This is a genomic window from Parafrankia sp. BMG5.11 (assembly GCF_004337455.1).
The window spans coordinates 1-12,885 of the sequence record NZ_SJXI01000062.1 but is presented as its reverse complement, the minus strand read 5'-3'; the positions used below and the strand labels follow the sequence as shown (position 1 = coordinate 12,885).

The 12,885-nt window shown below is 74.6% G+C and carries 9 protein-coding genes; 7 read left to right on the top strand and 2 right to left on the bottom strand.

Going from position 1 to position 12,885, the window contains the following annotated elements:
• Positions 1-14: 14 nt before the first annotated feature.
• A complete protein-coding gene (locus tag E0504_RS35520; RefSeq protein ID WP_112106597.1) occupies positions 15-1,283 on the bottom strand; it encodes a cobalt-precorrin-5B (C(1))-methyltransferase in 1,269 nt (422 codons plus the stop codon).
• Between the two features lie 8 nt (positions 1,284-1,291).
• Complete coding sequence (locus E0504_RS35515) at positions 1,292-1,918, bottom strand: precorrin-8X methylmutase (RefSeq protein ID WP_112106596.1); 627 nt, start codon at positions 1,916-1,918, stop codon at positions 1,292-1,294.
• Between the two features lie 200 nt (positions 1,919-2,118).
• On the opposite strand from E0504_RS35515, the gene E0504_RS35510 reads away from it, so the two are divergent.
• From E0504_RS35510 to E0504_RS35480, 7 genes are all read left to right on the top strand, one after another.
• Complete coding sequence (locus tag E0504_RS35510) at positions 2,119-7,311, top strand: AAA domain-containing protein (protein ID WP_131626689.1); 5,193 nt, start codon at positions 2,119-2,121, stop codon at positions 7,309-7,311.
• Positions 7,308-7,790, top strand: coding sequence for a hypothetical protein (locus E0504_RS35505; RefSeq protein ID WP_235014040.1), 483 nt, complete (start codon positions 7,308-7,310; stop codon positions 7,788-7,790). Before E0504_RS35510 ends, E0504_RS35505 begins: the two co-directional genes overlap by 4 nt.
• 172 nt (positions 7,791-7,962) lie before the next feature.
• The gene (locus tag E0504_RS35500) at positions 7,963-8,181 is read left to right on the top strand and encodes a hypothetical protein (RefSeq protein ID WP_112106594.1); all 219 of its coding nucleotides are present in this window, start codon (positions 7,963-7,965) and stop codon (positions 8,179-8,181) included.
• 213 nt (positions 8,182-8,394) lie between these two features.
• Complete coding sequence (locus E0504_RS35495) at positions 8,395-9,198, top strand: DUF3050 domain-containing protein (protein WP_112106593.1); 804 nt, start codon at positions 8,395-8,397, stop codon at positions 9,196-9,198.
• A 132-nt stretch (positions 9,199-9,330) separates the two neighbouring features.
• The gene (locus E0504_RS35490) at positions 9,331-11,193 is read left to right on the top strand and encodes a class I adenylate-forming enzyme family protein (protein WP_112106592.1); all 1,863 of its coding nucleotides are present in this window, start codon (positions 9,331-9,333) and stop codon (positions 11,191-11,193) included.
• 101 nt (positions 11,194-11,294) lie between these two features.
• The gene (locus E0504_RS35485; RefSeq protein ID WP_112106591.1) at positions 11,295-11,954 is read left to right on the top strand and encodes a carboxymuconolactone decarboxylase family protein; all 660 of its coding nucleotides are present in this window, start codon (positions 11,295-11,297) and stop codon (positions 11,952-11,954) included.
• Positions 11,955-12,012: 58 nt separating this feature from the next.
• On the top strand, positions 12,013-12,885 hold an 873-nt coding region (locus E0504_RS35480; RefSeq protein WP_131626688.1), incomplete at its 3' end, for an NAD(P)-dependent oxidoreductase.

Genomic DNA, 12,885 nt, shown 5'->3' with positions numbered 1-12,885 from the left:
GTTTCGGCCCCCGGTCAGCAGGTCCCGTCCGAATACCCCACCACCACTCCGACCCGGTCGATGACGAGGGCGTCGACCGTCACCGGCGCCTCGCGCAGGACCTCGCAGGCGGTCCTACGCGCGCCGGCGGCGATGAGATCACCGAGAGCTATCCCCGCGTCGGCACAGATCCGCAGCGCACCGAGAGCGGTGTTGGCTCCGAGGATCGCGGCCTGAAGATCCGCGCCCGCTCCGGCGGAGCGGGCGAGCGCGGCGAGGCCGGCGAGGTCGACCTGCGAGCGGCCGGAGTGCAGGTCGAGGTGTCCGGCGGCGAGTTTCGCCAGCTTGCCGACCCCGCCGACGACCGTCAGTCGCGGGATCGGATGACGCCGCAGGTACTTGAGCACGGCGCCGGCGAAGTCACCCATGTCGAGCAGGGCTTCGTCGGGAAGCCCGTACCGGTCGCGGGCGACCTGCTCCGAGGTGCTGCCGGTGCACGCGGCCACATGCCGGTGCCCGGCCGCACGGGCAACGTCGATGCCACGGCGAATGCTGTCTATCCACGCGGAGCAGGAATAGGGGACGACTATTCCGGTGGTGCCGAGAATCGACAGCCCCCCGAGGATTCCCAGCCGCGGGTTCCAGGTTCGGGTCGCCAGCTCCGCTCCGCCGTCCACACCGATCTCGATCTCGACGTCGACGACGGCGGCGGTACTGGCCCTGGCCGTGGTTCCGGCGGTGTGCGCGGGGCCGTCGCCGTGTGCCGCGGCGACTTCGGCGACGGCGGCGCGCATCATCCGGCGCGGAACCGGGTTGATCGCCGGCTCCCCCACCGCCAGCGGTAGGCCCGGCCTGGTCACCGTGCCCACTCCCACACCGGCGCGGAACACCACGCCGGTTCCCGGCGATCCGCGGCGGATGGACGCCGTCACGACGGCGCCGTGCGTGACGTCGGGGTCGTCCCCAGCGTCCTTGATCACGGCCGCGGTGGCCGAGTCGGGCCCGAGCCACTCACGGGCCAGCGCGAACGCGGGCCGGGCCCCGCCAGGCAGGGTGATGGTCACCGGATCGGGGAACTCGCCGGTCAGCAGGGCGGTATAGGCGGCCGTCGCCGCCGCCGTCGCGCAGGCGCCGGTGGTCCAGCCGTACCTCAGCGTGCCGCGGTCGGCGCCGGACCGCCGGCCCGACCGCTCGCCGGCGGTCCCCGGCGCGGACGCACCTCGCGATTCCAGTCCCGGCGCGGATGCGGGCGTGGGCGCGCCTTCCGCCCCCGGTACCGGATCAGGGGCCGGTTCCGTCTCCACCGGTCCGGTCAGTCCGCGTCGCGGGCGAGGGCGTTCACGGCCGCCGCGGCCATCGCGCTGCCGCCGCGCCGGCCGCGCACCACGAGGTGCTCGAGCCCGCTCGGGTGGGCGGCCAGGGCCTGCTTGGACTCCGCCGCCCCGACGAAACCGACCGGCACCCCGACGACGGCGGCCGGCCGGCCGGCTCCGTCCTCGACCAGTTCGAGCAGGCGGAACAGCGCGGTCGGGGCGTTGCCGACGACGACCACCGCGCCGTCGAGGCGGCCGCGCCACAGCTCCACCGCGGCGGCGGTGCGGGTGGTTCCCGAGTGCCGGGCGAGCTCCGGGACCCGCGGGTCCGAGAGCGTGCAGATGACGGGGTTGTCCGCGGGCAGCCGGCGGCGGATCACCCCGGCGGCGACCATCGCCGTGTCGCAGAGCACCGGCGCACCGCCGACGAGTGCGGCCCGCGCCGCGGCGGCCACCCCGGGAGAGAACGCGATGTCACGGACGAGATCGACCATCCCGCAGGAGTGGATCATGCGTACGACGACGTGGGCGAGGCCGGCGGGCAGGCCGGTCAGGTCCGCCTCGGCCCGGATCGTCGCGAACGACAGGCGGTAGATCTCGTCGGCGTCGCGCAGGTAGCCGGTCATCGGGCGGCGATCAGGCCGATCAGGCGGGCGAGCACCCGCGGAGCATATGTGGGCAGGTCGCCGTGCGCATCCGACCCGGCGGCGGCCTGCGCGACGGTTCTGTCGGTGCGGCGCCGTATCGTCGCGGTGTCCCGCCAGCCCGGCCCGTGCGGGCGGACGGGGCGCTCCGCGCCACCTGACCCACCCGCCGGAGGAGTCCGATGTCCGCCCTCGACCTGGTCAAGAGCCGTTCGCTCCGCCTGCTCGACTACCTGGCCGCGCTCGCCACAGACCTGCGCGGTGCGCCGCGCCGCCGCCTGGCCGAGTACACGCCGGTGCCGGTGCTGCCGCGTGACGTGCCGGTGCACGCGGCCGTGCGGCTCGGCCCCGGCGAGACGCGGGCGAGCTGGCTGGAGGTCGGCAAGGTCGCCGCCCCGGAGCCGCCACGGGTCCCCCGGGAGCTGTATCCCTACATCGGCGGGGTGGAGGTGCTGCCGGACGCGCCACCGGCGCTGCCGGTCGATCTGCCCGAGCGGGCGGCCGGGCGCGGTGAGGATCCCGCCGCCGTCACCCGCGCCCATGCCCGGTGGGTTCACGACTCCTGGCAGCCCTGGGCGGCGCCGGCCCGGGCGGCCCACGCCGCCCGGCAGCTCTACGAGAGGCTGTTCGACCTGCGGTTGCGGCATGCCGCCGACACCGCCGGGCTGCAGCTCGTCTGGGGCCACTCGGTGCTGAGCTGGCAGCCGGCCGCGGCCGGTGGCGAGCAGGTAATCGTCGAACACCCCCTGCTGGTGACCCCCGTGCAGGTGGAGGTCGACCAGGACACCGGCCTCATCCGGGTGTCGCCGGACGGTTCGACCGTGCTGGAGACCGATCCGGTGCGGGGGCTGGAGGCACCGGAACTCCGGTCGCTGCCCGGCCTGCGCGACCGGCTGCGCGCGGACCCGCCGGACGTGTGGGATCCGGCCGAGCTCGCCGAGATCCACGATCAGCTGGTCGCGCCGCTCGGTCTGGACGCCGCCGTCCTGCCCGGGCCGGACCTGCCGCCCCCCGGGCCGGACGCCCGTGTCGTCGACACGTGGGCGCTGTTCCTGCGGCCGCGGCCCGCCACCGGCGCGCGTTTCTACAGCGAGCTACGCGAGGCGATGGCCGAGCTCGACTTCCTGCCCGAGGCGGTCGCCGCCGTCGTCGCGCCGGACGCGCTGGTCACCGAGGCACTCGAGGAGGCCCGCGGCGAGTTCGCCGGTGGCGGGAACCCGGATCCGATCGGCGGCGGAGCCGACGACGGCTGGGCGGCGACAGGGGCGCGGCTGCTCATGCCGCTGCCGACCAACGATGACCAGGAGCGGGTGGCGACCCAGCTGGCGACGTCCCGTGGCGTCACCGTGCAGGGCCCGCCGGGCACGGGCAAGAGCCACACGATCGCCAACCTGGTGTGTCACCTGGTGGCGCACGGGCGCCGCGTGCTCGTGACCGCGCAGGACGAACAGGCGCTGGTGGTCCTGCGGGAGAAGATCCCCGCCGAGCTGCGGCACCTCTCGGTCGCCGTTCTCGGTTCCAGCCAGGCCGACATCGAGGAGCTGCGCGCCTCGGTGGTGGAGATCCAGGCCGCCGTCGCCGATGTCGACCTGCGCGCCGAGACCCGTCAGGTCGCCGGGCTCGCCGCCGAGCTGGACGCGGTGCGTTCCCGCACCCGCGCGCTGGAGCTCGAGCTGGTGGAGCTGCTGCGCGGCGAGGAGCACGAGTTCGAGCTGCCACACGGCCGGGCCCGGGCGGCGGACGTCTCCGAGTGGCTCGCGCGCAACGAGCACGAACTCGGGCTCGTCCCCGACCGGCTCGACCCGGTGGCGCCACCGCCCCTGCGGCCGGGCGAGCTGGTCGACCTGGTCGCGCTGGCCCGGCAGATCTCCCCCGAGGAGGCAGCGGCCGCGGGCCGGCCGCTGCCGGACCCGACGGCGCTGCCGGGCGCCACGCCGCTGTCCGCGCTGTTCCAGCGGTTGGACGAGCTGGGCTCCGGCGTGGCCGAGGCGGAGCGCGCCGGGCTCACCGCCATCGCGGTCGATCAGCTGGGCGAGGCTGGGCTCGCCCAGCTGCGCGCCGAGACCCTGGCCGGCGTCGCGGCGCTGCGCGCGGTCGAGGAGCCGTGGCTGGTGGCCCTGCGCGACCAGTGCGCCTCCTCGCCCCGCCTGGCCGACTTCTGGCGCGGCCAGGCGGCCGAGCTCGCGGCGGCCGTCACCGCGCTGCACGCCCTGCGCGTCCGGGTGTTCGGGCACACCGCGCAGGTGCCGGGCGGTGACCCCCGTGACCAGCTCCGGCTGCTCGGCGAGCTGCGCGAGCGCCTCGCCGGCGGGCGCGGCCTGCCCCGGTTCGGTGGGCGGGAGCTGCGGGAGTTCGCCGAGCGGCTGATCGTCGACGGCTATCCGGCGAAGACGGTCGCCGACCTCGACATCGCGGCCGCGGTGATCGAGGGGCGGGTGCGGTCCGCCGCGGCGCTCACCCGTCATGCGGACATGGCCGTCCAGCTCGGCGCGCCTCCCCTGGCCGAGGGGCCCGGGGGCGGCGGCGAGGCCGGGGTGTTCGCCGCGCTGCCCGCGCTCGACGCGGTGAGCTCCGCGATGGCGGCCGCGCTCACCTGGGACTCCGGCCCCGGCCCGGCGCTGGCCGGCCGGCTGCGAGCGCTCTTCCCGGCACTGCCCGTCCGCCCGACGTCCTCGGACCTGCTCCGTCACGCCGAACTGCTCGAGCTCGCCGGGGCACGGATAGCCCAGCGCGCGGCCGAGACCGAGCTCGCCGACCTGGCCGAGCTGCTGCGGATCGGCCGGCACACGCCCGAGGCGAGTGTGCTGTGGTCGGAGCTGACCGACGCGCTGCGGAGTCGGGATCTCGACGCCTGGGCGCGGGCGCTGGAGGAGTCGGCGCGGCTGCGTGCGCTGCGCCCGGCGGCCCACCGGCGCGCCGAGCTGGCGGAGCGGCTCGCCACCGTGGCCCCCCGCTGGGCCGGGCTCATCCTCGCCGACCTAGGCGATCCCACCACCTGCGGTGATCCGGAACAGCTCGCCGGGCTGTGGCGGTGGCGGCAGGCCGAGACCTGGCTCGACGACCTCCATTCCGGCGCCGACGTCCCGGCATTGCAGCGGCGTCTCGACGATGCCACCGAGAGCGTCCGCCGACTCGTCCTCGAGGTTGCCCGCCGCTCCGCCCGTCTCGCGCTGGCGAACAATCTCGGGCCGGAGCAGCGGCAGGCCCTCACCGGGTGGGTGCAGGCGCTGAGCCGCATCGGCAAGGGGACGGGCCGGTTCGCGGGGCGTTGGCGGGCCGAGGCGCGCGGCCACATGACCGAGGCGATGGGCGCCGTCCCAATCTGGATCATGCCGATCCACCGGGTGATGGAGAGCTTCGACCCCCGGGTGAACGACCCGTTCGACGTCGTGATCGTCGACGAGTCCAGCCAGTGCGACGTGCTCTCGCTCGGCGTGCTCAGCCTGGGCCGCAAGGCGGTCGTCGTCGGCGACGACCAGCAGACCAGCCCGTCGGCCGTCGGCATCTCCCGCGACCGGGTCTTCGCCCTGATCGAGGACCACCTGCCCGACGTCGCGCACCGCTCGCTGCTCGACGTCGAGGCGAGCCTCTACGACACCGCGACGCGGGTGTTCCCGCGCACCGTGGTGCTCAAGGAGCACTTCCGCTGCCTGCCGGAGATCATCGGCTTCTCCAACCGGTTCTACGACCACCAGATCCTGCCGCTGCGGGAGACGCCCGAGGTCACGGTCGGCCCGGCACTGCGGCCGGTCCGGGTGGCCGGCGGCGGGCGGGCACCGGGCAGGTTCGGCGACGCCAACGCGGTGGAGGCGGCCGCCGTCGTCGACCAGATCGTCGACTGCTGTGCCGACCCGGCCTACGACGGGATGACGTTCGGCGTCGTCACCCTGCTCGGCGCGGGCCAGCCCCGGCTGATCGAGCACAGCCTGGTCGAGAAGCTCGGGGAGGAGGAGTACGTCCGCCGCCGGATCCGGGTGGGCGACCCGTACCAGTTCCAGGGGGACGAGCGGGACGTCATCTTCGTGTCCGTGGTCGCCGACGACAACCGCTCGGCGGCCACCCGGCGGCGCGACATGCAGCGGGTCAACGTGGCCGCGAGCCGGGCCCGTGACCAGCTCTGGGTCTTCCACACCGTGGCCGCGGAGACGCTGCGCGACGACGACGTGCGCCGCCAGCTCATCGAGTACATGTACGCCGCCCGGGCCCCCGACGAGGTGGCGCGGCTGCAGGACCTGTGCGAGAGCGAGTTCGAGCGGGCGGTGCTGCGCGAGATCCTCGCCCGGGGGTTCCGGGTGCGCCCGCAGCATCCGGTGGGGCGCTTCCGCATCGACCTGGTGATCGAGGGCGAAAGCGCCCGGATCGCCGTCGAGTGCGACGGGGACCGCTACCACGGCCCGGAGCAGTGGGAGGCCGACCTGCGCCGCCAGCGCATTCTCGAGCGGCTCGGCTGGACCTTCTGGCGGATCAGGGGCTCGGAGTTCTACCGGCACCCCGCCCGCACCCTCGACGGGCTGTGGCAGCGTCTCGACCAGATGGGCATCCGCCCGGCACCGGCGAGCCCCACGCCGCCAGACCCAGCCGAGGAGATGCGCTGGACGCCGCTCGCCCCGACGGTCCCGACGGCGCGGATCGCGCCGGACACCCAGCCGAACGCCGGATCCCCGGACGCGCCCACCGCCCCGCTCCGGCCGGCCGGCCCCGGTACCCCGCCTGATTCAACGGGCCCGGGGGGCTCGGGCATCGCGGATCTCGGCACCCCGGGCGTCCCGCCCGGGGTGCCGTACCAGCGGCCCGAGCCGCCCGGGGAGAGCACCGCCACCGGACCAGCGCACCCGGGACCGAGCAGAACGGGGCCGCCTGTCGGAGCGGGGGACGCCGTCCCGGACGGATACCGCCATGCCGGGTGGGTCCGGCCGGAGGAGGCTGAGGCCGTGCTCACCGCCCTGGCCCTCGCCCGGGACGTACCGGTCGGGGCGACCGGGGGCCGGGCCCGCATCGTCGCGATCGACCCGTGTGATCTCCTGCTCGCCCATCCGGAGCTCGCGGCGTCGGGGTCCGGCGGTGGCGAGGTCGAGCCCCAGCCCGGAGCCGCCGTGCTGCTGCGGCCGCGGGCGGGTCCGAACGCGGGCGGGCGCCGGATCACCTGGCTCACCGAACGCGAGGCACGTGCGGTGCTGCGGGCCGCGGACCGGCGCCGCGACCAGCCGGTCGACCTGTCCGACCGTGCTCCCACCGGGCCCGGTGGGAGCACCCGGGCCGGGCTCGTGCAGTACTTCCCCGAGGAGTCGGACGTCGCCCGGCGGTACGGCTCGGTGACCAGGCTGCTGCGCGCCGAGCCCGCGGGCGGACGACCACCGCGCCCGGGCCGGCCGTGAGCGCCGGCGGCTACCCTCGGCTGATGCCGGCCCGCCGTTCCGTCCGCGCCTCGCTGCTCTGGGCGGCGTTGCTGGCGGTGCTCGGGCTGGTCGGCGCCACGCCGAACGCTCTGAGCCAGGCCGCGGCAGGGGCGGGCTGGTCGGCGGACATCGCCGCGATCGCCCCGGCGGCCGTGACAGCCGAGGGGCCGGCGTCCCCGAGCACGTCAGCGTCCCCGGGCACCCTGTCGAGCGCCTCGACCGCGGCCGCGCCGATCCCCACGGATCTCGGACGTGCCTGGTTCGACGGCCGGCCGCCGATGGTCGGCCAGCAGCAGCGCTCGGACCACCAGCTCCTCGCGCTGGGCGCCGCGCTGGGTGTTCTCGCGGTGGGTGCCGCCTGGCTGGTGCCGGGCCGGGGTTCCGCCGGGCGCACCCCGTTCGAGCATCGCGGCGGCCCCGGCCCGCGCGCGCCGCCGAGGGCGCCCGCCTACGCGTGACGCGACCGACTGCCCCGAGGGGAGCGGACTCCACGCCCGCTGACACCCGCGTCGCAGCATGCTGAACAGCCACGTAACCCGCTGAACAGCCACGTAGCCCACTGAACGCGTCCTGCTACGCGTCCGTGTCACCGGACCGTGGAGCGGCTCCTCTGGACGTTCCAGGAGCCGTATGAATCCCGAGTTCGAATGGGGCCGCCTGCTGATCGCGGTCGCCCTGCTCGCCGTCATGTTCGCCGTGCCGCTGGTCTTCGTCGTCCGGGATCACCTGGCCGACCGGCGGCGTCACGGCGAGGCGGCGCTGGCCGCGCCCGTCCGCTACGCACCGGACGGGCGCCGCTACCGCGAGGGCTACCCGCCTTCCGGGGAGGACCCGAAGCAGCGGCCCTGACGGTGCCGTCCGAACCGGGGCGGTCGGCGCGGCGCCCATGCGCCCGCGCCGGCCGCCCCGGCCCCATGCCAAGTAGCGGCAGGAAGCTGCCGGCACGCTACCGGTGCGCTACCGGAGACGGGAAACCTGCTCCCACCGGTCCCCCACGGGCCGTCCGGTCGACGGACGTCCGCGGACGGCCGGTTCCTCAGGCCGTCGAAAGGTGGATGACCCGTGCCGAGTCGCTATTCCTGGGGTGGCGCCCATCCGTCGGTCCGGTGGCTCAAGGAGGAGATAACCCCGGCTCGGGACGACGTTCTCACGCATGCCGTGTACGGCCGCCTGGTGACGCCGGACGACGTCACGACCTTCATGACCAGCCACGTGTTCGCGGTCTGGGATTTCATGTCCCTGCTGAAGACCCTGCAACGCAGGCTCACGTGTGTCGACGTGCCGTGGGTGCCGACCCCGCACCGGAACTGCCGCCGCCTGATCAACGAGATCGTCCTCGTCGAGGAGAGCGACGAGTACGGCGACTCCTACATCAGCCATTTCGAGCTGTATCTCCAGGCGATGGCGGAGGCCGGGGCGGACACCGGGCCCATCGAGCGATTCCTCGCCGAACTGGCCGCCGGTACCCCCGTGCCGGAGGCGGTCTCCCGCGCGCGGGTGCCGGCGCCGGCCGCGCGGTTCGTACGCCTCACCTGGGACCTGCTGGGCTCCGCGCCGCTGCACTCTCTGGCCGCCGCGTTCGCCTTCGGGCGCGAGGACCTGATACCGGAGATGTTCACCCAGGTCCTCGACGGCGACGTCGACTTCTCGGCCTTCCGGGACTACCTGTCCCGGCATGTGGCCGTCGACGGGGAGCAGCACACCCCCATGGCGATGGAGATGCTCGTGGCCCTCGCCGGCGACGACCGGGAGCGGTGGCGGGAGTGCGCGGCCGTGGTGCGGGACTGCCTGCGGGCCCGCGCGGCGCTGTGGGACGGCATCGCCGCGTCGCTCCCGAACCGGCGTCCCGTCCAGCAGGTCTCCTGACCACCGCACCAACGCCGCCGCGCCACCACCCGCCACATGGCCACATGGCACCCATTTGGCCACCTTGCGCCACCAAACCACCTCACACAAACACCGCTTCGTCGTCTCACCCTCCGGCCGTCAGGAGCGCCGATGATCGTCGCCTTAGTCGTGGTCCTGGGAGTCCTCGCCGCCTACACGGCGTTCGTCTGCACGTCGGTCGCGCTACCCCGACGGCTGCGACTCGCGCTGGGACCGATATCGCTGGAGCGGATCCCCGACCGGGCGGCCCGCCGCCATCGCGGCCGGGTTCTCTTCACCAGCGACGAGCCGTGCTCGTGGTCCGTGCCCCAGCCCGGTGGCACGGACGGGCCCGGCCCGGACAGCTGGACGGCACGGGACGTCCAGACCACGGCCGGCCGCGTCGCCGCGGCCCTGTCCGCCCTCGGTCTGCGCCACGGCCAACGGGTTGTCATCCTCAAGCGGAACCACTTCGACATCCACCTCCTTCATCTCGGGGTGGTGCGCGCAGGCGGGGTCGCCTGCCCCATGAACGGCGCCTTCGCCGCCGACAAGGTCGCGCCCTACCTGCTCAACGTCAACGCCCGGATCCTGCTGGCCGACGTCCCGACGCTGCTGCGCGTCCTGCGCGAGGGCGGCGCTCCGGACGGGGTCGACACGGTCGTCCTGGTCGGGCGGGTCGGCGACACCCCGGAGACAGACGTCCGGGAGCTGTCCGCCGCGCTGGAACGCGCCGGGGTGCCGGCCGTCCACTGGATCGAGGAGCTGCTCGCGGCGGTCGAGCGGCCCGCCCCCGCCGTCCGCCGCGGCCGGCGGGAACCGCTCTACCTGGTCCACACCTCCGGCACCACCGGGTTCCCCAAGGCGGTGATCCTGCGCAACGGGCCGCAGGCCCGCGCCATCCGCGGGTGGCTGTGCTACGTCCACGTCTCGCCACGGCGGGACAAGGGCTACTTCGCGGTGCCCAACAACCACCAAGCGGTCATCATGACCTTCCACAGTCTGCTCCTGCTGGGTGTGCGGACCCACTGGACGCGGGCGACCGGCCTCGACTTCGACGCGCCGCGGGCCGTCCAGGAGCTGGCCAGCGGCCGCTACACCGGTTTCTTCGGCTTTCCGATCACCTACACCCAGCTCAAGGAGGTCCCGCTCGCGGCGCACGACCTGCGCGCCATGCGGTTCTGGGCGAGTACGGCCGACGCCGCGCACGAGGAGATGATCAGGCCCTGCGTCCGGGTCGGCGGCACGTTCCGCCGGCTGGGCCTGCCGATGGGGGGCTCGGTCTACCTGGACGCGCAGGGCTCGAGCGAGGTCGGCACCCCGTCGGTGCTGCGCTACTACAGCCGGTTCACCCGTCGCTACGAGCGCCGGATCGGCCGGCGGCACTCCACCCCCTTCGGGCCCCGGGTCCGCATCGCCCGGGACGGCAGGGTGGTCCCGCGCGGAGAGGTGGGCCGGCTCGAGGTCCGCGGGAGGACGCTGTTCGAGGCCTACTGGAACAACCACTCGCTCACCTACGAGGCCGTCCGCGACGGCTGGTTCTTCACCGGCGACGTGGCCCGCTGGTCGGGCGGCCACGTGGTCCAGCTCGACCGGGAGGTCGACGTCATCCGCACGCGGGTGGGAGAGGTCTACAGCCTTCCCATCGAGGAACGCGTCCACCGGCACCCGGCGGTCTTCGACGCCTGCGTCTACGCCGCCCGTCAGCCCGACGGGAGCCAGCTGCCCGCCGCGGCGGTGGCGGTGCGGTCCGGCGCCTCGACCACCGCACGGGAGCTGCGCGACGAGCTGAACGCGCTGTTGACCCCGGCCGAACACCTGGTGGCCGTGGAGATCGTGCCGTGGGACGAGTTCCCGATCGGGGTAACCGGCAAGACGCTCAAGCGGGCGTTCCGTGAGCGGACCGAACCGATGCCGGTGCCGGAGGCGAACCGCCCCGTCGCCCTGGAGATCGCCGACCGCCCGGCGCCACTGGTCGCGGCCTCGTCCGGCTAGCCCCCGTGCGCTGTCCCCGCCGGCCGGCCGGACGCGGGCCGGCCGGCGGGAGCCGGGACGGGGCGGCGCACGCCCCGCAGTCGTCGACAGAGGGGACGGACATGACCATCACAGGAACGGATCGCCAGGGCCTCGACACGAAGGGCCGCCGCTGGGTCGAGCTGGTGTGCCTCGCCTCGGCCGGCTCCGCCGACACGCTCGCCGAGCGGGTGCTCGAGGTACTCGACCGGGACGAGATCACCCTGGCGGAACTGCAGGAGTTCGTACTGCAGTACGCCGTGTACGCCGGCTGGCCGCGGGGCTCGGAGGCCGAGGCCGTCATCCGGCGCCAGTGGGCCCGGCTGCGGTCCGAGCGAGGCGAGGAGATCACGCCCTGGCCGCTGCTCGACACCGCGTCGCTGGGCCCGGAGAGCTGGGAGACACGGCTGCGGGCGGGCGAGGACGCCTTCCGCACGGTGAACCTGCTCGAGGCCCCGCGCCGGGACACGCCGTTCGTCCAGGCCGGGATGCTCGGGTTCGTGTTCGGGCAGGTGTGGCGACGGCCGCACCTGACGGTACGGGAGCGACGACTGATCTCGATCGGCGTCTGCGCGACCACGCAGACGTTCCACGCACTGCGCCACCACGTCCGCTCGGCCCTCGAATCGACGGACCTGTCGGTGGCGGACCTGCGGGACGTTCTCGACGAGGTGAGCAGGCACATCCCCGCGCGGGCCGCCGAGACGCTGCGGGACGTCCTGTTCCAGGACGACTCGCGCTGACCGCCGCCGGCTGACCGCCGCCGACCGAACCCTTCCACCGCTGAGGAGAACGCACGCGATGCTGGCCGCCCCGCAGGGAGACCCGTCCCTGGCTGACGAGACCTACGGCTTCGTCGGCCTCGGGCATCAGGGTTCCCAGATAGTCAGGCGCTGTGCCTCCGCCGGCCGGCACCTCGTCGTGTACGACACGCAGACGGACCGCGTCGAGCAGTTCCGGCCCGCCGGGATGAGCGTCGCGGGGACGCTGGCGGAGCTGGGCCGCCGCGTCACCGTCGCGAGCGTGTGCGTCTACTCCGACGAGGACGTCCGGACGGTCGTGGCGGGGCCGGGAGGGCTGCTGGAGACGATGCGGTCGGGCGGCCTCGTCGTCATCCACAGCACCTGTTCGCCCCGGACCTGCGTCGATCTCGCCGCCCGGGCCCGCGGACGTGGCATTACAGTCCTCGACGCCCCGGTCAGCAACGGTGCGCCCGACGAGTCGGGCCGTCAGCTCGTGGTCCTGGCCGGCGGCGACCGGCGGGATGTGGACAGGTGCGCGCCTGTCTTCGAGCTGTTCGGGAGAACCGTGGTGTACACGGGTGACGTGGGCAGCGCCCAGCTCACGAAGCTGGTGAACAACGCGCTGTTCATCGTGCACCGCAGCGCCGCCGCCGAGGCGCTTCGGGCGGCGGGCACGCTGGGCCTCGACCCGGACGGGGTGCGGGTGGCACTGCAGGAGTGCAGCGCGAACGCACGATCGCTCCCCATCCCGGGCGGCCCGCCCATCGGTGGGCACGGCGGCCCTCCCCCCGACGCGTTCGTGGCGCTGTTGACGAAGGACCTGGATCTTCTGGAGGCGTCGCTGGCCGACTGCCTTCCAGGCACGGAGCACCTCGTCGCCACCGCGCGCCGCGCGCTCGCGACGATCCTGGCCCCGCCGGCCCCGCCGGCC